General features: G+C 72.4%; 24 protein-coding genes. 17 read left to right on the top strand and 7 right to left on the bottom strand.

Annotated elements, in window-relative coordinates; genetic code table 11:
• Positions 1-219: 219 nt before the first annotated feature.
• The 5 genes from IE321_RS13165 to ligD form a co-directional block, all read right to left on the bottom strand.
• A complete protein-coding gene (locus IE321_RS13165; RefSeq protein WP_226651358.1) occupies positions 220-1,509 on the bottom strand; it encodes an ATP-binding protein in 1,290 nt (429 codons plus the stop codon).
• The gene (locus IE321_RS13170) at positions 1,506-2,249 is read right to left on the bottom strand and encodes a hypothetical protein (protein WP_190223001.1); all 744 of its coding nucleotides are present in this window, start codon (positions 2,247-2,249) and stop codon (positions 1,506-1,508) included. The genes IE321_RS13165 and IE321_RS13170 overlap by 4 nt, the downstream gene beginning before the upstream one ends.
• 272 nt (positions 2,250-2,521) lie before the next feature.
• Complete coding sequence (locus IE321_RS13175) at positions 2,522-4,720, bottom strand: HEAT repeat domain-containing protein (RefSeq protein ID WP_190223002.1); 2,199 nt, start codon at positions 4,718-4,720, stop codon at positions 2,522-2,524.
• Positions 4,721-5,108: 388 nt separating this feature from the next.
• On the bottom strand, positions 5,109-5,996 hold the full coding sequence (locus IE321_RS13180) for an ATP-dependent DNA ligase (RefSeq protein ID WP_226651359.1): 888 nt from the start codon (positions 5,994-5,996) through the stop codon (positions 5,109-5,111).
• An 86-nt stretch (positions 5,997-6,082) separates the two neighbouring features.
• Complete coding sequence (gene ligD, locus IE321_RS13185) at positions 6,083-6,967, bottom strand: non-homologous end-joining DNA ligase (RefSeq protein ID WP_190223003.1); 885 nt, start codon at positions 6,965-6,967, stop codon at positions 6,083-6,085.
• Between the two features lie 50 nt (positions 6,968-7,017).
• On the opposite strand from ligD, the gene ku reads away from it, so the two are divergent.
• Both ku and IE321_RS13195 read left to right on the top strand, forming a co-directional pair.
• Positions 7,018-7,992, top strand: coding sequence for a non-homologous end joining protein Ku (ku, locus tag IE321_RS13190; RefSeq protein ID WP_190223004.1), 975 nt, complete (start codon positions 7,018-7,020; stop codon positions 7,990-7,992).
• Positions 7,993-8,410: 418 nt separating this feature from the next.
• Positions 8,411-9,916 (top strand): M4 family metallopeptidase, encoded by a 1,506-nt coding sequence (locus IE321_RS13195; protein ID WP_190223026.1) that lies wholly within the window; start codon positions 8,411-8,413, stop codon positions 9,914-9,916.
• A 452-nt stretch (positions 9,917-10,368) separates the two neighbouring features.
• Here the strand turns inward: IE321_RS13195 and IE321_RS13200 are convergent, their stop codons facing one another.
• Together IE321_RS13200 and IE321_RS13205 are read right to left on the bottom strand one after the other, a co-directional pair.
• Positions 10,369-11,172 carry a protein phosphatase 2C domain-containing protein gene (locus IE321_RS13200; RefSeq protein ID WP_190223005.1) on the bottom strand — a complete coding sequence of 268 codons (804 nt, stop codon included), beginning with the start codon at positions 11,170-11,172 and terminating at the stop codon, positions 10,369-10,371.
• A 2-nt stretch (positions 11,173-11,174) separates the two neighbouring features.
• Positions 11,175-12,020 (bottom strand): sigma-70 region 4 domain-containing protein, encoded by an 846-nt coding sequence (locus IE321_RS13205; protein ID WP_190223006.1) that lies wholly within the window; start codon positions 12,018-12,020, stop codon positions 11,175-11,177.
• A 629-nt stretch (positions 12,021-12,649) separates the two neighbouring features.
• Between IE321_RS13205 and IE321_RS13210 the strand changes: the two genes are divergently transcribed.
• The 15 genes from IE321_RS13210 (at position 12,650) to IE321_RS13275 (ending at position 22,147) form a co-directional block, all read left to right on the top strand.
• Positions 12,650-12,916 carry a DUF6284 family protein gene (locus tag IE321_RS13210; RefSeq protein WP_190223007.1) on the top strand — a complete coding sequence of 89 codons (267 nt, stop codon included), beginning with the start codon at positions 12,650-12,652 and terminating at the stop codon, positions 12,914-12,916.
• Positions 12,913-13,197, top strand: coding sequence for a hypothetical protein (locus IE321_RS13215; protein ID WP_190223008.1), 285 nt, complete (start codon positions 12,913-12,915; stop codon positions 13,195-13,197). The genes IE321_RS13210 and IE321_RS13215 overlap by 4 nt, the downstream gene beginning before the upstream one ends.
• Entirely contained in the window at positions 13,194-14,327 is a 1,134-nt protein-coding gene (locus IE321_RS13220; RefSeq protein ID WP_308076531.1) for a conjugal transfer protein, read from the top strand. Before IE321_RS13215 ends, IE321_RS13220 begins: the two co-directional genes overlap by 4 nt.
• Positions 14,324-14,662 (top strand): RRQRL motif-containing zinc-binding protein, encoded by a 339-nt coding sequence (locus IE321_RS13225; protein WP_190223009.1) that lies wholly within the window; start codon positions 14,324-14,326, stop codon positions 14,660-14,662. The genes IE321_RS13220 and IE321_RS13225 overlap by 4 nt, the downstream gene beginning before the upstream one ends.
• A 20-nt stretch (positions 14,663-14,682) precedes the next feature.
• A complete protein-coding gene (locus IE321_RS13230; RefSeq protein ID WP_190223010.1) occupies positions 14,683-15,075 on the top strand; it encodes a DUF3307 domain-containing protein in 393 nt (130 codons plus the stop codon).
• A gap of 89 nt (positions 15,076-15,164) precedes the next feature.
• Positions 15,165-15,350, top strand: coding sequence for a hypothetical protein (locus IE321_RS13235; protein WP_190223011.1), 186 nt, complete (start codon positions 15,165-15,167; stop codon positions 15,348-15,350).
• Positions 15,351-15,396: 46 nt separating this feature from the next.
• Positions 15,397-15,789, top strand: coding sequence for a DUF6251 family protein (locus tag IE321_RS13240; RefSeq protein WP_190223012.1), 393 nt, complete (start codon positions 15,397-15,399; stop codon positions 15,787-15,789).
• Positions 15,790-15,793: 4 nt separating this feature from the next.
• The gene (locus tag IE321_RS13245; RefSeq protein WP_043231631.1) at positions 15,794-15,985 is read left to right on the top strand and encodes a hypothetical protein; all 192 of its coding nucleotides are present in this window, start codon (positions 15,794-15,796) and stop codon (positions 15,983-15,985) included.
• A 91-nt stretch (positions 15,986-16,076) separates the two neighbouring features.
• Positions 16,077-16,205 carry a hypothetical protein gene (locus tag IE321_RS42825; RefSeq protein WP_264202425.1) on the top strand — a complete coding sequence of 43 codons (129 nt, stop codon included), beginning with the start codon at positions 16,077-16,079 and terminating at the stop codon, positions 16,203-16,205.
• Between the two features lie 28 nt (positions 16,206-16,233).
• On the top strand, positions 16,234-16,437 hold the full coding sequence (locus IE321_RS13250; RefSeq protein ID WP_190223013.1) for a DUF6257 family protein: 204 nt from the start codon (positions 16,234-16,236) through the stop codon (positions 16,435-16,437).
• A gap of 89 nt (positions 16,438-16,526) precedes the next feature.
• Positions 16,527-18,650, top strand: coding sequence for an FtsK/SpoIIIE domain-containing protein (locus IE321_RS13255; protein WP_190223014.1), 2,124 nt, complete (start codon positions 16,527-16,529; stop codon positions 18,648-18,650).
• 296 nt (positions 18,651-18,946) lie between these two features.
• Positions 18,947-19,672, top strand: a complete 726-nt coding sequence (locus tag IE321_RS13260) for a DNA cytosine methyltransferase (protein WP_190223015.1) — start codon at positions 18,947-18,949, stop codon at positions 19,670-19,672.
• Positions 19,673-19,692: 20 nt separating this feature from the next.
• On the top strand, positions 19,693-20,532 hold the full coding sequence (locus tag IE321_RS13265) for a bifunctional DNA primase/polymerase (protein WP_190223029.1): 840 nt from the start codon (positions 19,693-19,695) through the stop codon (positions 20,530-20,532).
• Positions 20,529-20,747 (top strand): hypothetical protein, encoded by a 219-nt coding sequence (locus IE321_RS13270; RefSeq protein ID WP_226651360.1) that lies wholly within the window; start codon positions 20,529-20,531, stop codon positions 20,745-20,747. Before IE321_RS13265 ends, IE321_RS13270 begins: the two co-directional genes overlap by 4 nt.
• A complete protein-coding gene (locus IE321_RS13275) occupies positions 20,744-22,147 on the top strand; it encodes a DNA primase family protein (protein WP_226651361.1) in 1,404 nt (467 codons plus the stop codon). Before IE321_RS13270 ends, IE321_RS13275 begins: the two co-directional genes overlap by 4 nt.
• The last annotated feature ends 47 nt before the right edge of the window (positions 22,148-22,194 follow it).

The raw sequence follows: 22,194 nt of genomic DNA on the forward strand, positions 1-22,194 counted from the left end.
CGTGGGTACTCCGGCGGTCGGGGATGTGCCTGGGAGTGGTCACGGGCCTGGGGCGTCGTCCTCGGACCGTGGGTACTCCGGCGGTCGGGGATGTGCCTGGGAGTGGTCACGGGCCTGGGGCGTTGTCCTCGGACCGTGCGTACTCGGCGGTCGGGGGTGCGCCTGGGAGTGGTCGCGGGCGTGCGTCCTCGGGCTGCCCGAGGACGCGCCCCGGAGCGGTCACGGGCCTGGGGCGTCGTCCTCGAACCGTACGTACTCCGGCAGCCGGATCCGGGCCTCGGCCCCGCCGTCCTCCGGGGTGCGGGTGAGGTCCAGCTCCGCGCCGATCACCTCCGCCTGGCCCACCGCGATCGTCAGGCCCAGGCCGTGCCCCTTGCCGCCGCTCTCGGTGCGGAAGCGCTGCGGACCGGAGGCGAGCAGGTACTCCGGGAAGCCCGGCCCGTGGTCCCGCACCGTCACCGTCGCCCCGTCCACGGTCACGACCACCGGCGGCCGGCCGTGCCGGTGGGCGTTGGCGACCAGGTTCCCCAGCACCCGTTCGAGCCGCCGCCGGTCCGTCTCGACGGTCGCGTCCCGCACGATCCGCACCTCGGTCGGCGTGCCGGAGGCGCGCACCACCCGCTCGACCAGCGGACCGAGTTCGTGCACGGCCAGGTCGACGGTCTCGTTGCGGGCGTCGAGCCGGGAGATCTCCAGGAGGTCCTCGGTCAGCCCGCGCATGGCCTTCACCCGGTCCCGTACGAGCTCCGCCGGCCGGCCCTCCGGCAGCAGTTCGGCGGCGGCCGACAGGCCCGTCAGCGGGGTGCGCAGCTCATGGGCTACGTCCGCCGTGAAGCGCTGCTCGTTCTGGAGCTTGCGCTGGAGCGAGGAGGCCATCGTGTCGAGCGCCCCGGAGACCGCCGCCACCTCGTCCTGCGGCCGCCGGGGGTCCCTCGTGCGGGGGTCGTCGACCCGCGCGTCCAGGTCGCCGGCGGTGATCCGGCGGGCCACCCGCGCGGTGGCGTGGAGCCGCCGGGTGACCCGGGTGACGGCCACGACGCCGACGGCCAGCGTCGCCGCGATCGCGAGGATCGAGGAGCCGACGATCGACCGGTCCAGGGCGTCGATGGTCCCCGCGCCCACGCTGTGGTCCACGCGGACGGCGAGGGCGTGCCCGTCCGCCGGACCCGCCGCCCACATGGTGGGCCGCCCCTCGTGGTCGGAGGTCATGGTGCCGCGCTCGCCCCGCGCGGTGAGCCGCCGCAGCGGCTCCGGCAGCCCCTCGGGATCGAGCCCGGCGAACGGCGGCAGAGGCTCGCCCGCCTCGTACGCCCGGGTGACGTCGGCGAGCCGGGACAGCGCCTTCTCCCGGGCGTCGCGCACGGTCTGCCCGGTCACGGAGACGTGCACCAGGGTGCCCAGCAGGGCGGCCAGGGCGCAGCACATCACGGCGATGAAGACCGCGGCCTTCCAGGTGAGCGTCGCGGTCCAGGCGGGCGCGCGGGGCCGCCGCGCGCGGCGCGGGCTCACGGAGCCGGCTCCGCGCGGGGGGAGGGCGCGCGCGGGGACTCCGTGGCGGGGCCACCCGTCGGGGGAGGGGCCGTACGAGGAGCGTCCGACGGGGGCCGTACGGGCACGATCTCGTCCCGCGCCGGCAGCATGCTGTGCTGGAGCCGGTCCCACGACCAGGCGGTGCGGTACTCGTACCCCGGGATCCCCGCCGAGGCGGCCCGCACGATCAGGTCCCGCCCCGCCAGCTCCACGCTGATCACCTGGTCGACGGTGGACATCACCCGGGTGAGGCCGCCCCGCTCGGCGAGGTACACCCGCACCGCGACCTGCTGCTCGGGCAGCCGGATGCCGACGATCAGCTCGTCCCGGCCGTTGCCCGTGAGGTCCCGGTAGTACGGCGAGAGCACCGGGCACCGGGCCGGCGCGGTGTCGCAGGCGAGCACCGCCCGCGCGGTCCGCTCGTCCATCCCGTCGCCCCCGGCGTCCGCGGCGACCTCGGCCCGCACCACCGCGACCGGGTCCACGGTCCGCACGTCGGCGCCCCGCACGGTGATCCCCGGCACCCGCTCGGTGTCGGTCTCGCCGTAGTCGGCCGGCGGGTCCGAGGCGGGCGGCAGCTCGGGCCACAGCCGCACGGGCCCCACCGCCGTCTCCGCCGGCCCGTCGCTCTTGAGCCCGCCCTGGCCGCCGCACCCCGCGAGGAGCGCGAAGGCGCCCAGCGCGAGGGCTGCGGCGAGCCGGGCGGTAGGGGGTCTCACGCTGCTCCGCTGCTCCTCGGTGGGTGACCGGTCTTGAGCAGAACGATATGCGCTGTCCCCTATGAGGTGATTGTCGGAGAGGGCGGATGAGGGGGAGGCGGAGAGGGGAGAGGGGAGGAGGGGGCATCGCGATCCGGGCCGGGGGTGCGCGCGGCGCGGCGGTCCGGCCTGCGCCGGTCCTGCTGACATCGGTCCCGCCCACGGCAGTCCTGCCGGCTCCGGTCCCGGCTACGGCAGTCCCGCCGGCTCCGGTTCCGCCCGCGGCGGTCCCCCTACAGCGTGCCGCGCAGCTCCATCCGGGTCAGTGCCGCGCGGCACAGGGTGAGGAGCTTCTCGTCCTGGTGGATGTCGTGGCTGCCGGAGGCTCCCTCGCGGGCGTTGTGCCGGCGGCGGCGGGTCAGCTCGGTGAGGATCGGCAGCTGGGCGGCCGCGGCCTCCGGGCCCATCTCGGCCAGGCACTCGGCGATGTCCACGCGCGCGTGCCGGTTCTCCTCCCAGGCCGCGAGCAGCACCGGCAGCGTCCGGTCCGTCTCCCCGGACACCCGCCACAGCGCCGCCGCGCACCGCACCCGCTCCCACAGGTCCCGGGACGTCAGCCCCGGCCGCAGCGCCCTGGCCGCCCCGGCCGCGGCCGGGCCGATCGCCCCCAGCGCCTGCGCCGCCGCGCACCGGTCGGCGCCCGACGACCCGGGCCGCAGCCACCGCACCAGGACCGGCACCACCGCCTCCGCGTCGCCCTCCACCGCCCACAGGGCGCGCGCCGCCGTCGTCGCGACCGCCGCCGAGTCGGCGCCGAGCAGCTCCCGCAGGTCCGGTACGGCCTCCCGGGCCGCGGGCCCGAACGCGCCGAGGGCCCGCGCCGCGGCCTCCCGCACCCACGCCCGGCGGTGCTCCGGCGCCCCCCGCAGCACCCGCAGCACCTCGGGCAGCGCCTGGGTTCCGCGCACCGCCGCCAGCGCGTACAGCAGCGGCGACGCCCGGTCGTACAGGTCGTCGTCCAGCTCGACGGCCGCCAGCCGTCGCCGCAGCAGGGGCGCGAGGCCCGCCGCGGCGGGGCCCAGCCCGTCGACCGCGTACAGCAGCTCGCGCCGCACCTCGCCCGGGCCCTCCAGCGCCCGCGCGAGCAGCGGCACGGCGCGGGCGTCACCGCTCCGCGCCAGCGCGAGCAGCGCCCCGTCCCGCCCGGTCCGGCCCGTCAGCTCCCCGAGGCCGCCGGAGAGCGCCGCCGTCCGGCCCGTCCCGCCGGGATCCGCGGCGAGGGCGGCCGCGATCCCGTCGGCCGCCGGGGCGCCCAGCTCGAAGAGACGCTCCAGGAAGGAGGTGGCGGCGTCCCGGAGCCGCGCGTCCGGATCGCCCAGCTGTCCGCCGACGAGCCGCACGACCTCCTCGTACCGCCCCCGCCAGAGGCGTATCAGCCCCCCGCACAACCAGATCGCGTCCGCCCGCTGGCCCGGGTCGGGGCTGCGCAGCTGCGCCAGGATCAGCGCGATCCGGTCGTCCACCCGGTCGTCCAGGGCCCCGTGCAGGGTCCGCAGCAGCTCCTCCGTCCACGGGGTCCGCCGCCCCGCCACGTGCTCCTCCAGCAGCTCGCGCACCTGTCCCACCAGCGTCACCGGCATCCGTCCGGCACCCGGCTCGCCGTCCCCTTCGCCGTCCCTGGCGCCGGTCCCGTCGACGTCCCTCGCTCCGGTCCCGTCGCCGCCGGACGGCTCCGGCCGCGGCGCCGTGCGGATCTCCTCCAGGAGCTCCGTCACCCACCGCACGATGTCCTCCGGGATCCGCCCCGGCGAGCAGCGCGCCAGCTGTGCCAGCGCCGCGAGCCGCAGTCCCGGGTCCTGCGCCGCCCTCGCCAGCCAGCCCAGCCAGTCGACCGTCTCCGCACGCAGCGCCGCGTGCCGCAGCGCGATCCGCCCCACCGCGGCGACCAGGGCCAGCCGCACCTCCGTGTCCGGCTCCACGGTCAGCCGCTCCCGCAGCAGGGTCAGCACGCGCGCGGGGTCCGGGTGCAGCGAGGCGAGCGCCACCGGCGCGGCCAGCCGCGCCTCGGGGTCGGCGCCGTCGACCAGCCCGAGGAAGACGTCGGCGCCGGCGGCGACCGCGGCGGCGGCCATCGCGAAGTTCGCGGCCGGGACGAGACAGTCGTAGTCCGTGCCGGGTCCGTCCGGCCCGTCGAGGTCGTCGTCCTCGTCGTCCAGCTCGATCCCGCCGATGCTGGTGAGCAGCTCGACGATGCCGCCGCGGTCCTGGACGGCCGGGTCGGCGACGAGTTCCAGGAGGAAGGGGATGCAGGCGAGCGTGGAGTCGTACACGTCGCCCTGGTGGTGGACCGCCCCGTACATGCCGTCGAGGGCCGTCTCCCGCTCGGCGGGGTCGGCCGAGGCGAGGCCGCGCAGCAGCGCCGGCACGTCGTCCGCGGGGCCGTACGCGTGCCCCAGCGAGGCCCAGTCGACCTCCTCGATCCCCGTCAGCATGGCCAGGCCGCCTTCCCCGTGAGCGCTACCAGGCAGCAAGTGTGCACCACGGGAAGGACAACGAAGCCGAACGAGCGTCACGCACCGTGCGAACGCAGAACGTTGCGCTCGGTTTGCGCCATGTACCGTCGGTGGAGGGTCCGTTGCGCACGGTACGGACCCGCCGCGAGCGCGACGGGGGTACGCGCGCGCGTGCGGAGCACGACGGGACGTCCACGCGCGCGTGGCACCCTTCCGGACCGTCACCTTCGCCCCGACGTCACCGTCTGTCCCCGGCGTCACCCTCTCTCCCTGACGCCATGCTTCCCTCTGTCGTCAGACCCTCGCCCTGACCGACCGACGACCGCGACGCCTCCCTCCCCGACCGTCACCCCGTCCTCCCCGCCTCTCACACCCCCTCCCCCCGCAACCGCACGAACGAGGCCGTCTCGTGCCGCCCGGCCACCTGCCGCAGCTCCACCGCCGGCGGCCGCGCGATCCGCAGCACCGGGCCGTGCTCCGGGTCGGTGTCCGCCGTCAGCGCGCCGCCCGTCTCGGCGATCAGGGCGCCGACCTGCCGCGCCTGCGCAGGGGTGAGCCGGGGCGTGGTCGTCAGGGTGCTTCCGTCCGCCGGCCGGACCAGCAGCGCCCGCGGCCGGGCGGCTGGCCCGATGAGCCCGATCAGCTCCGCGTCCACCGTGTCGGAGTGCCGGACCTTCCGCCAGGACCAGGTGGAGCCGGAGCGGTACGTCGAGCCGGGCGACTTGGCCACGATCCCCTCCACGCCCGCCTCTCGCAGGTCCCGGAACCACGCGCGCGCGGTCTCCTCGTCCTGCGTGGCCGGCACCCGCTGGAGCGGCGGCCCCGCCTCGCCCAGCGCCGTGCCGAGCAGCTCCCACCGGTCCCGCGGCGGCAGCGCCCGTACGTCCCGGCCGGGCACCGCGAGCAGGTCGAAGACGATGTACGAGACGGGCACCCCGGCCTGTACCCGGTCGGCGTGCGAGCGCAGCAGGTCGGTGAAGCTGAGCCGGCCCTCGCGGTACGCGCACAGCTCGCCGTCCAGCACGATCCCGGGCGGCAGCAGCCGCGCCGGCGCCGCCGCGATGTCGGGGAACTCGGGGGAGAGGTCGCGCCGGGAGCGCGACTGGAGCACCACCCGTCCGCCCTCCAGGACGAACGCGAGCGCGCGGAACCCGTCCAGTTCGAGGGAGTACTGGAGCTCCCGCGGCGGCGGCGCCTGCGCGGGAACACCGTCCGCGGACCGCGGCCGCATCACCTCCACGGGCGGCACGAGCACGACCGGCCCCCCGCCGCCGCCCGCGCCCGCGGCGGAATCCGCGCCTCCCGTCCCGTGCGCTCTCCCGCCCCCTCCGCTCCCGCCGCTCACGGCACGTCCCCCGCCCGCCCCGCGTCGAACAGGGGCCCGAGCAGCTCCCCGTACCGCTCCAGACGTGGCGCGATGTCGCCCATCAGGAAAGCGAGATCGGCGGGGGCGGCACACGCCTCCACCTCCTCCCAGGTGACCGGCGCGGAGACGGCCGGCCGCTCGCGGGCCCGGAGGGTGTAGGGGGTGGCGGTGGTCTTGGCGGCGGCGTTCTGGCTGTGGTCGACGAAGACCTTCCCCGCGCGCAGGGCCCTCGTCATCCGGTGCGTGACCAGCCGCGGCAGCTCCGCCCCGGCCTCGACCGCGAGCCGCTTCGCGTAGGCGGAGACCCGCTCGGACGGCGTCGGCACCACGGGCACCAGCAGATGGAGCCCCTTGGAGCCGGAGGTCTTGGCGAAGGACTCCAGCCCGTCCGCGGCGAGCCGTTCCCGCAGGTGGAGCGCGACCCGGCAGCAGTCGACGACCGTAGCGGGCGCTCCTGGGTCCAGGTCGAGGACGAGCCGGTCGGCGACGGCGGGGGCGGCGGCGGTCCACTGCGGGGTGTGGAACTCCACGACCAGGTTGGACGCCCACACCAGCGACGGCAGGTCCTGCACCATCACCTGCCGGGCGCGCGGGTCCTCGGTGCGGGGCACGGGCGTGGTGGCGACCCAGGCGGGCGTGCCGGGGGGCGGGTTCTTGGTGAAGAACAGCTGCCCGTCGGGCCCGTCCGGATAGCGCAGGAAGGAGACGGGCCGGTCGCGCAGATGCGGCAGGAGCGCGGCCTCGACGGTGGCGTAGTAGTGCAGCAGCTCGTCCTTGGTGGTGCCCGTGGCGGGGTGGATGACCTTGCCGAGGTTGCTGAGCGTGATGCGCCGTCCCGCCACCTCTGTGATGGGCGTCATACGATGAGATTCCCACGTTTCCCGTCAAACAGGTACGAAGGGAATGAAGCGTGCGATCTATCTGGAACGGCGCCATATCCTTCGGTCTGGTCAGCATTCCGATCAAGCTCGTCAACGCCACCGAGAGCCGGTCCGTCTCCTTCCGTCAGGTCCACGTCGAGGACGGCGGCCGGATCCGCTACCGCAAGGTCTGCGAGCTGGACGGCGAGGAGGTCGCGCCGGCCGAGATCGGGAAGGCGTACGAGGACGCCGACGGGACCATGATCCCGATCGCCGACGAGGACCTGGCCGCGCTGCCGCTGCCCACGGCCAAGACGATCGAGATCGTCGCCTTCGTCCCGGCGGGCGGGATCGACCCGCTCCAGATGGACGCCGCGTACTACCTCTCGGCCAACGGCGTGCCGGCCGCGAAGCCGTACACCCTCCTGCGCGAGGCCCTGAAGCGCAGCGACCGGGTGGCCGTGGCGAAGTACGCCCTGCGGGGCCGCGAGCGCCTGGGCATGCTCCGCGTCGTCGACGACGTCATCGCGATGCACGGCCTGCTCTGGCCCGACGAGATCCGCGCCCCCGAGGGCGTGGCCCCCGAGACCCCGGTGACCGTCCGTGACGCCGAACTCGACCTGGCGGACGCCCTGATGGCCACGCTCGGCGAGGTCGACATCGACACCCTCCACGACGACTACCGCGAGGCGGTCGAGGAGATGATCGCGGCGAAGGCGGCCGGCGGCGAGGGCGTGGCGCCCCCGGAGCCGGGCGAGGAGGACGGCGGCGGCCAGGTGATCGACCTGATGGCGGCCCTGGAGAAGAGCGTCCGCGAGGCGAAGGAGACCCGGGGCGAAACGGCCAAGGTCACGGACATCACGAGCCGCCGCCCGGCGAAGAAGACCGCCGCGAAGAAGACCGCTCCCGCGAAGAAGACGACGACGAAGAAGACCACGGCGGCGAAGACGACCGCGACGAAGAAGACGACCGCAGCGAAGAAGACGCCGACCAAGAAGGCGACCCCGAAGAAGCGCACCGCCTGACCCCCGCCCTCCGAACTCCCCCGCATCCGAGGGCCTCTCCCTCCCCGCCCGCCCCCCCCCGCATCCGAAGGCCCCGCTCGCCCCCCCCGCATCCGAAGGCCCCTCCCACCCCCTCCCGAACTCTCCCCACACCCACGGGCCCCTTCCTCCCCCTCCCGGAGGAAGAGGCCCGAACTCATGCCCGTACAGGCCCGGTTGGGCTGCCGGATAGCGGACACGGATCCCCGTCCTTCGGACAACAGTTGGTCAAATCCTTGTTGCATACCTGTCAAAAACCCGGTGCTCCTGACACGCTCCCCTCCGCGTCACCCCCCACATCACCCCCACGCGTTTCAGCGAAGGAGCCCGCGTGATCCGCCAGCAGTCCTCGCACCGCCGGACCGTCGTCCGCACCGCCGCCCTCGTCGCCTCGGCCGCCATGGTCGTCGTCGGAGTCCAGACCGGAACCGCCGGAGCCGAGACCCGCGCCGCGTCCGCCACCGAGTCCGCGACCGGGGCCGCCACCCTCGCCCTCGCCGCCCCCCAGCGAGCCGCCGCCATCCGGGACGCCCAGGCGTCGGCCGCCGACACCGCGCGCGCGATCGGCCTCGCCGACCGCGAGGAGCTCGTCGCCCGCGACGTCGTCAAGGACGCGGACGGCACCGTCCACACCCGCTACGAGCGCACCTACGACGGCCTCCCCGTCCTCGGCGGCGACCTCGTCGTCCACCAGCGGAAGAACGGCGCCCGCTCCACCACCAAGGCGACCTCCGCCCGCATCGCGGTCCCGACCACGACCGCCGAGCGGGCCCGCGAAGGCGCCCGCAAGGTGATCTGGGCGGCCGGCGGCAAGCCCGTCCTCGCCTGGGAGACCGTCGAGAAGGGCCTCCAGCACGACGGCACGCCGAGCGAGCGCCACGTCGTCACGGACGCCGCCACGGGCAAGGAGCTCCACTCCTACGAGGCGATCGAGACGGGCGTCGGCAACACCCAGTACAGCGGCCAGGTCACCCTCGGCACCGCCCCCGGCTTCACCCTCACGGACACCGCGCGCGGCGGCCACAAGACGTACGACCTGGCCGGCGGCACCAACGGCACCGGCACCCTCTTCACCAACTCCACCGACACCTGGGGCAACGGCCTCGCGGGCAACCGCGAGACCGCCGCCGCCGACGCCCACTACGGCGCGGCCGTCACCTGGGACTTCTACAAGAACGAGCTCGGCCGCAACGGCATCCGCGGCGACGGCGTCGCCGCCTACTCCCGCGTCCACTACGGCAACGCGTACGTCAACGCCTTCTGGTCCGACTCCTGCTTCTGCATGACGTACGGCGACGGCACCGGCAACGCCAAGCCGCTGACCTCCCTCGACGTCGCCGGCCACGAGATGTCCCACGGCCTCACCGCCTCCACGGCGAACCTCCGCTACAGCAAGGAGTCCGGCGGCCTCAACGAGGCCACCTCCGACATCCTCGGCACCTCCGTCGAGTTCTACGCCGCGAACGCCTCCGACACCGGCGACTACCTCATCGGCGAGAAGATCGACATCCGCGGCAACGGCACCCCGCTCCGCTACATGGACAAGCCCAGCAAGGACGGCAACTCCGCCGACTACTGGTCCAGCAGCGTCGGCCGCCTCGACGTCCACTACTCCTCGGGCCCGGCGAACCACTTCTTCTACCTCCTCGCGGAGGGCAGCGGCACCAAGACGATCAACGGAGTCACCTACAACTCCCCGACCTACGACAGCTCCACCCTCGCCGGCATAGGCCGACAGAAGGCCTACAAGATCTGGTACAAGGCCCTCACCACCTACATGACCTCCTCCACCACCTACGCCGGCGCCCGCACCGCCACCCTCGCGGCCGCCACCGACCTCTACGGCGCGACCTCCCCCGAGTACAACGCGGTCAACGCCGCCTGGAAGGCCGTGAACGTCAAGTAGTCACCAGGCTCCGCCTCCCGGCCCCCGGACCCGTCCGGGGGCCTCTGGCGTCCGGCCCCCGAGACCTCGCACGGACGCCCTCCGGAACGGGACCCATCGGCGCCCGGTTCGTTTCGTATCCGGACGGGGGTGCGCATGCCCCCGCCGTTGCACGCCCGCACATACAACAAGACCCCGCGTTCAGCGTTTCCGCTGATCACGGGGTCTGTGTGGCACTTCCTGCGAAGTGCCCCCGGCAGGATTCGAACCTGCGCACACGGCTCCGGAGGGCATGGCTGGGACGAGGTGGACGGAGTCTCTGACCTGCACGTTCTCTCGGGCTGAGTTGCGGGGGAGGTGGCCTCACTCGCCACTCACTCGCAGAGGGTGCAGCCGAGGGGGAGATGGGTCTCGGTTGGCTGACCGATCTTCGAGCGCAAACGGAAGCGATGAGCACGGTCCCTCGGCCGGCTTCACTGGCAGAAGGCGACGGAGGCGTCATCTCCCGACTTGTATCGCGGCCACCGGCGGCCGGTCGGGTCCGTGGCCTCAACCTCCCGGACGTTGCTGATCAGCGCGCGCGGGCCACCGGCCCGTAGTGTCGCGAACACCTCGGCCCAAGTCGCCATGCCGTACTCCGTAACGAGACGTGAGGTGCCATCGGACAGCACTGCTGCTGAGCGGACGTTCTCTGCAGCGGTGGTGCCGACGATTGCGTGCGCCGCTGCTGTTGGGCTTCCGGCCGCCACCCAGTAGCCGCTCGGTGTGTTCCGGGTCTGGCGCTGAGCGGTCACGAATCGCTGTAGAGCCTCTTTGTGTTCTTCCGTATGGGTCTCGTACTGCTCGACCTCTGCGCGAAGATCCGGAAGTACGTCGTCGACGCGCAGGTCTGTGATCACGGTGAAGTCCTGGGGGCCTTCAAGAATGATCGGTGAGTCCGCCAATACGAGGTGGTCGTAGAACCCTTCCCGCTGGCGCAGGATGGCTACAGTCGCGGACGGGGTTCCGGGATTGGCCAAGTCGCACTCGGGGTGCAGCGTCGCCACTTGTTCTAGGGCAGTGGCCAGGCCGTCTGGGAGCGATTCCTTCGGGTCGGCCAGTGCAGTGACAAGGCGACTGCCGAGCTGAGAGACGTACCACGGGACGCCATGGCGGCATCCCGTGTCGAGACCTGCGGTGCTCACTCCGTCCAGCACGAGGGCGAGGGAAGCCGTGGCCGCCACCCAATCTTCGTTGGGGGCGGTTCCGCCGGGTTCGGTGTCGATGGCGACGCGCATGATCAGCCTTCGTGTCGGTAGAGAGGGGTGACGCGTCGACTCTCCAGCACTTCGAGCGTCTTCGGGTCGTAGCGGCAGGAGATCAGAGTGGAGAATCGACGAGTGCGGACCTCTCGGTAGAGCTCTGCCAGGTTGTTCTCCAAGAAGTGGATGACTCCGTTGGCTCCGATGGAGTGGATGCCGGCGACATAGAGGAAAGTCCCCTTGCCGTCCAAGCGAGGCAGGCGTCCCAGGTACCCGATGTCACCGGCCGATCCGTCCTCATCCTGAGGAGACCTGAATTCCTTGCCCGCGGTCTTGTCCAGCAGATGCCACGCGGTGTCCTTAGCGAACCGAAGGTTGTCGTCTCCTTCGAGTACCTGCGCGATGAGCGGAGAGAGCCGAGGGCCGCAGATGACGACGTGGTTGTCTCGGTTGAGGTTCACCATCCCCGAGGGCGGAATCACTTCGTACTGAGCGTCCAACTTCATCCCACCCAGCAGCTTCCTGAGGTGCTCGAAGTTGCCGAAGTCCTCCCGGGTGATCACCTCGCTGGGGAACTCGTCAGGCGCCTTCCCGGCCTCGTACTTGCCACCAAGCGAGACCGTGACCAGGTCCGTGCCGAAGAACGCGCGTTCCGGCGGCGGGCCGGCTGACGCGAGCTGTCCCACCCGCCCACGGCTGACGCCGAGGCGCTTGGCGATCTCTGCCTGCGTCATGCCCTTGGCCTGAGCTTCCTCGATGGCCTCTCGGCGGACGCGGGACAGCTCATTGACGTGGCTCTGGTACCGGGCCATCAGGTCGATTGCGGCTTTGGCGCGGTCGACGGGGTCCGCTACCCCAGCAACCTTCTCCATCTCGTGCTGCACGACTCTCCTTCGCCTAGGGGGGCTATCAGACTCTATCGCGAGAGGGGGTTGCGCGCAGTCCCGAGTTTGCCTACCGTACCTATCAAGCAAGACGGCAACCCCCCCTAGGCAACACTTCAGGTGGGCGTCTTCTTTGGTTTGACCTGCACTTATGTCGCCCGGAGAGGCCCGTGAAACGGCAGCGAAGGAAGCGATTGTCCCGGTTGAGAACTGAACAGTGGATCCAGGCATCTGCGACAAGCCGTAGGCCCTGCCGCACGCGAACAGCAAGCACCTTGCTCCGGCCGCCCTTCGGGGGCGACCACGGAGTCTTCTGCGTCGGTGAGACAGGGGCAAAGATCGCGAACTGCCATTACGCCATGTCCGCCCCTATGGAGGCCGGCGTGAAGCGATTAAGACCCTGGGCGCCCCTCCCGCTGGACCGGCGGAGTGGCCACGCCCACCGCGTCACCTGACTGCCGCAGCCGATCGGCTGCGGCCGGTTGCCTCCCTCGCCCGTCCGGGCCCCATGCGGGGTGCCGTACGGGCGGGGTCGAGGGGAGCCGGATGGTTCCAAACGGCGAGACCCCCCGGTGCTGGAACACCGGGGGGTCGGTTCGGGCCGTTCCTGTGTGAGAGGAACACACCCAATGAAGTCCATCGCTGCACTTCAGGCCGTTGTTACGGCCATCGGGTTCGACGGTGAACCGTCGGACGCGGAGCTGGACGCGATCGAGCGGGAGATGCCGCTGATCGTGGCGGAGCTCGACCTGCTGGACGTGGAGATCTGGATGCTGGACCGCCCGGCCACGGTGCTGGACGAGCGGCGGATCCGCCGGGCCCGTAACCGGGTCCTGGACGAGCGCCGCACCCTGACCAACCGCGCCGGCGTGGCGCAGTCGGGCGGTGCCGCATGACCCGCCTGACCGACCTCCCGGGCGAGGTCACCACCCTGGTGGCCGCAATCCTGGAAGCCCTCGACCTCCCGCTCCCCTCCATCGAGGACGCCGACGAGCGCAAGCACTACCGGGTCCTGGAGAAGCGGGCGCAGGACGTGAGCATCGGCCTGTCGATGCTGCTGAAGTACTCCGACGAGATGCCGGTCGAGGAGGCCGTCGTCTACGTCCGGGACTGGACGAAGCGGCACCCGGCCACCTACACCCCCTTCGACGTCACGAAGACGGAGGAGAAGGGGTGAGCGCCGCCGGCAGGGAGCTGGGAACGCTCCAGCGGGTGGTGCTGGGGGCGGCGTTCGTGCCGATGCTCGTCACCGGCGGCGCCGGCGGGTTCGGCACCTACACCAACATCAAGGCCGCCTACGGCTCCGGCACCGCCGTCGGAGCGGTCGCGGCCGGCGAGGGCGCCACCGCCGTCCTGGCGATCGTGCTGCTCGGGCTGACGCTGCTGGGCCAGTCCTCGCCCCGCGTGATCCGAGCGGGGCTGTGGGCTCTTCCCGCAGCCGCCGCCGCCATGTCGGCCACCGCCGCGAAGACCCCCGGTGAGATGGTCATCTACGCCCTCACCCCCATGGGCATGACCGCCTCCGCCGAGGGCGCCGCCTTTCTCGCTCGCCGGATCGTGGTCTACCGAGACGGCCGGGACGCCGAGGCCGAAGCCCACGCCGCGAACCTGGTGCAGGCGATCGCCTACCAGCGGGCCATGTCCGAGCGGCACCCCGACCCCAAGGTCCGCAAGAAGGCGGAGCTGGAGTACTGGAAGCTCGCGAAGAAGGTCGGCGCCGGGGACATCGTCCTGGGTACCCGACTGGTCGACGTCCAGCGTGAGAAGGTCACCGACGGCGCCCACGCCGCCCTCACCGCGATGTTCGGCGCCACCACCCTCGCCCCGGTTCTCACCGGACCGGTCGAGCCCGATGGCACGGTCACGGTGGAGCTGGAGGTCGACCGGTCCACCCGACCGATCCACCCCGCTAATGCGGAGGAATCGGAACGGACCGGTACGGAACGGTCTACCTCTGACCAGCCTCTTCCCGCTCTCGAACCTGCCCTGGTCGACCCCAGCCAGGCGGAGGAAGAGCCCACCCCGCCCGCTCCTGTCGAGTCGACCGGTCGGGCGGCCATGCGGGTCGTCGCGGCCGAACAGTCGACCCGGCCCGAACGGGTGACCCGCCGGGTGCCAGACGCGGCGAAGACGCCGGTGCCGCGCCGCACGCGAGATGAACTCCTCTCCGAGGCTCGGCAGTTGACCGAGTCGTGGCCGGTGGAGAACCTGACGGCCGACCGGATCCGGCGGGCGGTTCGTACGTCGGCGGAGAAGGGCCGGTGGCTGCGCGAGACCCTGCGCGCCGAGCGCGGTGAGGCCGCGTGAGCACGCTCCCGGTCTACCGTTGGCGCCTCGCCCCCGAGGGGCTGGCCACCTTCCGGCAGCTTCGGGCTCTGGGGCTGCGGCCGGGCGGTGCCCCGGTCGTGGCCCAGCTCGAACGCCCCCGCCGCCGGCGCGACCCGCTGATCGCCTACCTCTACCGCGTTGACACCGCCGTCCCCGTCCGGCCGATGACCCCCGCCAAGCGGGCGGCCCTCGCCGCGGCGAACGCCGCCCGGCAGATCTGCCCCGCCTGTGGGCGGGACGCCGGATACCGCATCCCCACCTCGCTCGGCATGTGCGTCCCCTGCGCGGACGCTCCCACTGAACTCGCCGCCTGAGCGGCACCGAGGAGACTCCCGTGTTCGCGACCGTGTTCGTGCTGCTCTACCTCGGTCACCTGCTGGCCGACTACCCCTTCCAGACCGATCACCAGGCCGCCCATAAGGCCGAGGGCGGCGCCGCTGGGTGGCGGGCCAACCTCACCCACGCAGCCACCCACGTGACCGCCTGCGGCATCGCCCTCGCGGCCGGCGCCGTCGTCCTCGACGTCACCCTGTCCGCGCCGGTCGCGCTGGCCGCCCTCGCATGGATCGGGTCGACGCACGCGTTCATCGACCGCCGCTGGCCGGTGCGCTGGTGGATGACCCGCATGCGCCAGACGTCCTGGGCCGACCACGGCGGGGCCGCGCACGTCGACCAGACCGCCCACATCCTCGCCCTCGCCCTCGCCGCCGTCGCTCTCGCGGTCTGACGACTGCCCGCCCGCCCCCGACCCGACCGGTCCGGGGGCGGAAGGGGAGCCGGGACAGCCCCGCCCTCACCAATCCAGGAGGAACCCCCATGGCGATCTTCAACTTCGGCGGCGTCTCCATCGACACCACGCAGACCGACAGCGCCGACCTCACCCAGGCCCTCAAGGACGCCGGCGTCACCATCAACGGCTCGATCGTCGGCGGCAACACCTACGGCGTCAGCGGCGGCACCCACCACGGCGACGTGTACGGCACCGAGCGCAAGAACGACTGACCCCACCCCTGCCGCCTTCACTCACCATCTGACCTGGGAGAACCCCATGAGCACCCTCCCCGAACCGGTCCGGGTCGTGCAGCTCCCGGACGGCACCTACACCTACGCCGACCACCTCCCCACCCCCCTCCACCCCGCACCGGGTGCGGCGCCGCAGGTAGTTCACCAGCACATCCACCAGGCCCCGCCGGACCGCACGGTGCAGCGGGTCGCGCTCGGCTCCGGGATCGGCGCCGGGACCGTCGCCGCCGGGGTCTACTTCGGCCCCCTGCTCGTCGGCGCGCTGACCGCGATCGCGGCGAACCTGGCGCTGCTCGCGTTCCTCGCCGCGGTCCTGGTCTGGGGCGTCCATACCGTCGTCCGCTCGGTCGGCGGCCCGGACGGGCAGCAGGCCGCGAAGGCCATCGGCAAGGCGCGCCGTTCCCGGAAGGGGAAGTGAGCCCATGTTCCGAGGCGGACAGAAGGTCCTGATCGTCGCCTGCGAGGACGACCCCCGCGCCGTCGGCAAGACCGGCCGCGTCCTGGACGAAGTACCCCCGGGCCCCCTCACCGAGGGCCGGTGGACCGTCGACCGGATCAGCATCTGGATCGCCCCGGTGCTGTGCCACACCCACGAACTCAGGGCCCTCGACTGACGACTGCCCGCCCACCCCCAGCCCTGCTGGTCGGGGGTGGAAGGGGAGCCGGGACAGCCCCGCGCCCACATCAATCACCGAGGAGCCGTTCATGGCCCGCTCTCGCTTCTTCGACTTCAACCACTGCCCCGGCTGCCGCCGCTCCGTGCCCAAGCCCAACCCCCGCGTCTGCCCCTACCCGCGCTGCGGGATGCCACTGAACCCCCACGCCGGCCGCTGACCCACACCAACCACTCGGAGGAGTCCTGATGGCCCGCAAGAACGACGCTTACGACCCCGACCACCCGCCGCTCACCGCCGGTGAGAAGGCCAAGTTCGCCTGGTACGTCGGCCGCATGTGCAAGCGCGGAATCGCCGGCGAGAACGTCTACCAGGGCGACCTGGAGAAGAAGGTCGACCGCATCCTCGACGGCGCCCGCGACCGCGCCGAGAAGAACGCGAAGAAGAAGTAGCTGTGCCCGGGGGCGGTCGTCCCGGCCAAGGAATCAGGCCGCCCCCGGGCCCTCCCTCCCACTCTTACGAGCAGCAGGAGACACTCAGCATGACGGAGAACGTGGTCCCCCTCTTCAAGGACCCCACCCAGGAACAGCCCGCCCTTGCCTCTGTGCCGCTCACGGTCGTCACGGACAAGCCCGAACCGGCGCGACCGGTCCGAGTGTTCGCCCGAGGCCGCCGCGCCGTCGTGGGCGCGGTGAAGCATGAGCGGACCCGCACGGTCGCGCGGGTCACCGTCCGGCACGGCGCCTACCTGGTCGGCGGTACGCGGATCACCGCCCGCCGGGCGTGGGACGGTCGGACCGGTGCCCGCTACCAGCGGATGATGCGGGCCGCCGAGGCGGGCGGGAACCACGAAGCCGCGGGCGAGTGGGAGGAGCGGCTGCACCGCTTCCGCGCCGAGCGGCACAAGCGGCGCATGGACCTGCTCAAGGCCCCCCAGGACATGGCCCGCAGCGCCGCTTATGGCGCCGGGACCGGGATAGGCGCGCTGATCGCCGTCGGTATCGCCCTCGCGGTCGCGACCAAGGACCCGGCGGACGTCTTCACCCCGCTGATGGCCCTGGTCGAGCTGGTGCGGCTGTTGGTCGTCTTCGTGGCCGTGGTGTGGGGTCCGCTGGTCGCCGTCGGGCCCTGGCTCGCGGTGGCCGGTCTGTGGGCTGTCGGCCGTCACCAGGCCGCCGCCCCGCAGTGGGCCCTTCCCGCGACCGCCCGCACCAGCGACGCCGGCGCGCCGATCACCCCGTCCATCGTGGTCACCGCGATGCGCGACCTGGGCATCCCCGCCCTGCGCAAGGCCATCAAGGAGATGGGCGACTCCGGGGCGGCGATGCTCGGGCCGATCCGGATCGCCGGATGCGGCGTGGAAGTCGACGTCACCCTCCCCTCCGGTGTCTCCACCAACGAGGTGCAGGCACGGCGGAAGAAGCTCGCCGAGAACCTGTCTCGCCACGAGCACGAAGTCTTCATCACCATCCCGGAAGCCGCCCGTACCGTGCGGCTGTGGATCGCCGACTCCGGCGCCCTGGACCAGCCGATCGGCCCGTCCCCGCTGGTCACCGACGAGACGATGACCGCCGACTACGCCAAGGGCCGCGCCCCCTGGGGCCAGGACCTGCGCGGGGACGCCGCCACCCTCAGCCTCTACCAGCGCCACATGCTCATCACCGGCCTGTCCAACCAGGGCAAGACCGCGTCCCTGCGCGCGCTCGCCCTGTGGCTCGCCCTGGACCGCCGGGTGGAGTTCCGGATCGCGGACCTCAAGGGTGTCGGCGACTGGGGCATGTTCGACGGCATCGCCACCGTCCTCATCCAGGGCCCCACCGACGACCACGTCATCGACGCCACCGAGATGGTCGAGGGCCTGGTCGAGGAGATGGAGCACCGCATCCAGGCCCCGCCCGGCACGAAGTTCGCCCCGCTCATCGGCATCGTCGACGAAGCACAGGTCGCGTTCATGTGCCCTGCGGTCGGCGACGACAAGCGCCCCTACGGCGGCTCCAAGGCCACCTCCCGCTACTTCATGGCCGTCCGCAAGATCCACAACCAGGGCCGGGCCGTGGACGTGCTGCTGTGGGAGGGCACCCAGGACCCCACCGACCAGAACCTGCCCAAGCTGGTCCGCGAGGGCGCCCACACCCGCGCCTCCCTCGTCCTGGGCACCGAGTCCCAGGCCCGCATGGCCCTGGGCGACAAGGCCATCGACGGCGGCGCCGCCCCGCACCTGCTGCGCCAGGGCATGGACAAGGGCACCGTCGTCGTCGCGTCCGACGGCATCAAGATCCCCGCCGGACAGGCATCCATCACCGTCCGCACCCACTTCATCGACGACACCGCCGCCGCCCAGATCGCCGACCGCGCCCGCGCCCTGCGCGACGGCGTCACCACCCTCACCGCCGTGGCCGACGACGAGGAGGAGCGCGACGCGCTCGCCGACATCGCCACCGCGATCGGCGACGAGCCGAAGATGCTCACCCAGGACGTCCTCAAGCGACTCGCCGCCCTCGCCCCGGCCGCCTACAACGCGTGGACGAACGGCGACCTGAAGCGGGTGCTGGAAGACGCCGGCGAGGAGCCGAAGAAGTCCCACGGCCGCATGGTCGTCCACCGCGACCACGTCCACCGCGCCCTCGCCAACCGCGACGCCGACGGTTCCGCTTCCGCGATCTGACCAGGGGAGGCGAACCCGCCCCGCCCGGGGAGGCGGGGAGAACTCCCCAACCCTCTCCCCAACCCGCATCCCCCGCGCTGATCAGCACAAACACCCATCCAGGGAGGCGGGGAGGCGCACCCCCGCCACCTGCGAAAACCCCCTCCAGGACATCCCCGACAGAGGGTGCCCCCGCCTCCCCGAGCGCCAGCCATGATCCGTTCCGCTTCACCTCAGGAACGCCGAAAGCGGCCCCCTGCATCCGCCAAGATCCGGGGCCGCTCTCGTCACCAGCAAACGAACTGGAGACATTCAGCATGACGCATCTCTTCCCCATCCGGCGAGACGGCGACCGGCCGTGGCTGCTGGACCTGTACTCCTGCGCCGGCGGCGCAGGAACCGGCTACCGGCGCGCCGGGTTCCACGTCGTCGGCGTGGACATCGCCCCGCGCCCGAACTACCCCTTCGCCTTCCACCAGGCCGACGCCCTTTCGTTCCTGGCGGACCTCATCGCCACCGGGGAGATCGAGCGGTTCTCGTTCGTCCACTCCTCGCCGCCCTGCCAGGACAAGTGCGCCCTGACCGTGGGTACCAACCGGGCCATGGGCTGGGGCGGCACCCACGTCGATCTCGTCGCCCCCACGCGGGTCCTGCTGGAGGCGTCCGGCCTGCCGTACGTCATCGAGCAGCCCAACGGGCGGGCGGAGATCCGCAAGGACCTCACCCTGTGCGGCGAGATGTTCGGCCTCGGCGTCCTGCGGCACCGCAACTTCGAACTCGGCCGCTGGAGCGTCACCCGGCCCGCCCACCCCAAGCACCGGGGACGGGTCCGGGGCTGGAGGCACGGAGAGTTCTTCGACGGCCCCTATGTGGCCGCTTACGGCAACGGCGGCGGCAAGCCCACCGTGGCCGAGTTGCAGGCCGCCATGGGCATCGACTGGACCGACGTCCGCGAGGAACTGACGGAGGCCATCCCGCCCGCGTACTCCCAGTGGATCGGCACCGCGTTCCTCTCCCAGGCCCGGGCGGGGGTGGCCGCGTGAACAGCCTCGCCATCAACGCCATGGCCCTCGCCGACGGCCACCTCCCGGTCCTGCCCCTCGGCGCCGACAAGCGGCCCCTCGGGAACTGCCGCGACTGCGCCGACCTCGCCTGTGGCGGCCGGCCGAACATGAAGACCCCCGGGCCGTGCGTGTGCCCGTGGCCGTGCCACGGCTGGGCCGCCGCCACCACCAACCCCCACGTCCTCGCCTCCCGCCAGTGGGGCATGGCCTGGCGACGGGCACGGGCCATCGGCTACCACCCCGGCGGCGCCCTGGTCACCGTCGTCGACCTCGACAACCCCGACGCCGTCGCCTGGGCCCGCACCACCCTCCCGCCGACCAAGACCGTGGCCACGACCCGCGGGGAGCACTGGATCTACCGGGGTGCCATGCGCTCCGCCAACAAGGTCCGGCCCGGCGTGGACATCAAGTCCCTCATGTCCTACGCCCGCTGGCTCGGCCCCGGCACCGGCCCGATCGCCGCTCTGCCGCCGGCCGTCCTCGCCCTGGTCGAGAGGGAAGAGTCCACCCCCGCCCGCGCGGCCGTGGACTCTTCCACCCCGCCCCGGTGGGACCGCAGCGTCGCCACCGGCTGCCGCCACACCCCCACCTTCGTCCAGACCGGCCTGGAACGCGGACTCGACAACATCAGGGCCCACCCCGAGCAGGGCGCCGGCACCGCCGCCTACGGGGCCGCCCGCTTCCTCGCCACCCGGCACACCGCCTGCCCCGGCCCCTGCGGCCTCGACCGCATCGCCGAGGAACTGATCACCGCCGCCATCGCCGTCGGCGTCCCCGCCCCATACGCCCGCCGGTGCGTCACCAACGGCATGAACGCCGCCCTGGGGGCCGTCGCGTGACCGCCGGATCCACCAGCACCGGCCAGCCCCAGATCGTCGCCTTGCTGCGGATCTCCGCCCCGGGACGGGACACGACACCCTCCGCGCGGTCCTGGTGCTCCTGCGGGCGGAACCTGGCCGCGTTCGGACAGCGGAAGGTCACCGCGCTCATCGAGGACCACACCCGCCACCGCACCGCCTGCCCGCTGCTGACCGAGGGGAAGGAAGCCGCGTGACCGGCACCGAGGAACTGCCCTCGCCGTCCAACCCGATGGCCGTCGCCCGCAAGCTCGTGCCTGCCTGGCACACCGAGGACGGACACCTGCGGCTGCGCCGCTGGCGCGGGTCGTGGATGCGGTGGACCGGGACCTGCTGGCGGGAGTACGACGAGCAGCAGATGCGCGCCGGGCTGTACAAGCGGCTGGAGCACACCACCTTTTTCGCCGGCGTCGACAAGAACGGCGAGCCGGAGGTGCGGGAGTGGGCACCGACGAAGACGAAGATCAGCAACCTCCTCGACGCGCTCGGGGCCATCACCCTCCTGCCCACCGACACTGACGCGCCGTCCTGGATTGACGGCGAGCGTGGCAAGCACGACACGAGCCCGATCGTCGCTTGCCAGAACGGTCTTCTGCGCATCCGGGACCGGAAGCTACTTCCGCACGGCCCCGGCTTCTTCAACCTCGTCTCCGTCCCGTACGACTACGACCGGACCGCGACTGCCCCCGCCTGGGAGGCTTTCCTCCAGGGCATCTGGCCCGACGACCCCGACTCCATCGCAGCGCTCCAGGAGTGGTTCGGATACGTGCTCTCCGGCCGGACCGACCAACAGAAGATCCTGCTTGTGAAAGGTCCGTCCCGTTCCGGGAAGGGAACCATCGCCCGCGTCCTGAAAGAGCTGGTCGGCAAGGAGAACCTCGCCGGGCCGACACTCGCCGGCCTGGGCACGAACTTCGGGCTCTCCACCCTCATCGGCAAGCCGCTCGCAGTCATTTCCGACGCCCGTCTCTCCAACAAGGACGGAGGCGGACAGGTGGTCGAGCGGTTGCTCACCATCTCCGGCGAGGACACCATCGACATTGATCGCAAGTACCGCGAGCCCTGGACCGGGAAGCTCCCGACCCGGCTCATGGTGCTGACTAACGAGCTGCCGAACTTCGGCGACTCCTCCGGCGTCATCGCCCGCCGCTTCGTCGTGCTCAACATGACCGTCTCCTGGCTCGGCAAAGAGGACACCGCCCTCACAGGCAAGCTCTCCGCCGAGATGCCCGGCATCATCAACTGGGCCCTCGACGGTCTCGCCCGCCTGGAGCGCACCGGCCGGATCACCGAGCCTGCCTCCTCTCAGGACGCGGTCATCACCATGCAGGACACCGCCTCGCCCACGAGCGCGTTCGTCCGCGAACGCTGCACCACCGGGCCGACCCGCGAAGTGCCGGTGGACATCCTGTGGGCCGCGTGGCGGGAGTGGGCCGAGGACAACGGCGTCAAGGCCATCGGCACGAAGCAGATGTTCGGCCGCAATCTCCTGTCCGTCGTCCCCCAGCTTCACCGCTCGCGCCCCCGCGACGAGTACGGCCGACAGGTCACCACCTACACCGGCATCACCCTCAACCTCACAGATCCACATTCGTGAGAGTCGCGACTCAGCGCGCACACGCCCTCGAAAAGCGGCCTCTGTGC

It is taken from the genome of Streptomyces hydrogenans (assembly GCF_014656075.1).
Classification (GTDB): domain Bacteria; phylum Actinomycetota; class Actinomycetes; order Streptomycetales; family Streptomycetaceae; genus Streptomyces; species Streptomyces hydrogenans.

Excerpts from the sequence above, each read along its gene's own strand:
- IE321_RS13175 (WP_190223002.1), bottom strand. The coding sequence starts at position 4,720 with ATGCTGACGGGGATCGAGGAGGTCGACTGGGCCTCGCTGGGGCACGCG.
- ligD (WP_190223003.1), bottom strand. The coding sequence starts at position 6,967 with ATGACGCCCATCACAGAGGTGGCGGGACGGCGCATCACGCTCAGCAAC.
- IE321_RS13195 (WP_190223026.1), top strand. The coding sequence starts at position 8,411 with ATGGTCGTCGTCGGAGTCCAGACCGGAACCGCCGGAGCCGAGACCCGC.
- IE321_RS13200 (WP_190223005.1), bottom strand. The coding sequence starts at position 11,172 with ATGCGCGTCGCCATCGACACCGAACCCGGCGGAACCGCCCCCAACGAA.
- IE321_RS13210 (WP_190223007.1), top strand. The coding sequence starts at position 12,650 with ATGAAGTCCATCGCTGCACTTCAGGCCGTTGTTACGGCCATCGGGTTC.
- IE321_RS13215 (WP_190223008.1), top strand. The coding sequence starts at position 12,913 with ATGACCCGCCTGACCGACCTCCCGGGCGAGGTCACCACCCTGGTGGCC.
- IE321_RS13235 (WP_190223011.1), top strand. The coding sequence starts at position 15,165 with ATGGCGATCTTCAACTTCGGCGGCGTCTCCATCGACACCACGCAGACC.
- IE321_RS13240 (WP_190223012.1), top strand. The coding sequence starts at position 15,397 with ATGAGCACCCTCCCCGAACCGGTCCGGGTCGTGCAGCTCCCGGACGGC.
- IE321_RS13245 (WP_043231631.1), top strand. The coding sequence starts at position 15,794 with ATGTTCCGAGGCGGACAGAAGGTCCTGATCGTCGCCTGCGAGGACGAC.
- IE321_RS42825 (WP_264202425.1), top strand. The coding sequence starts at position 16,077 with ATGGCCCGCTCTCGCTTCTTCGACTTCAACCACTGCCCCGGCTGCCGC.
- IE321_RS13250 (WP_190223013.1), top strand. The coding sequence starts at position 16,234 with ATGGCCCGCAAGAACGACGCTTACGACCCCGACCACCCGCCGCTCACC.
- IE321_RS13255 (WP_190223014.1), top strand. The coding sequence starts at position 16,527 with ATGACGGAGAACGTGGTCCCCCTCTTCAAGGACCCCACCCAGGAACAG.
- IE321_RS13260 (WP_190223015.1), top strand. The coding sequence starts at position 18,947 with ATGACGCATCTCTTCCCCATCCGGCGAGACGGCGACCGGCCGTGGCTG.
- IE321_RS13265 (WP_190223029.1), top strand. The coding sequence starts at position 19,693 with ATGGCCCTCGCCGACGGCCACCTCCCGGTCCTGCCCCTCGGCGCCGAC.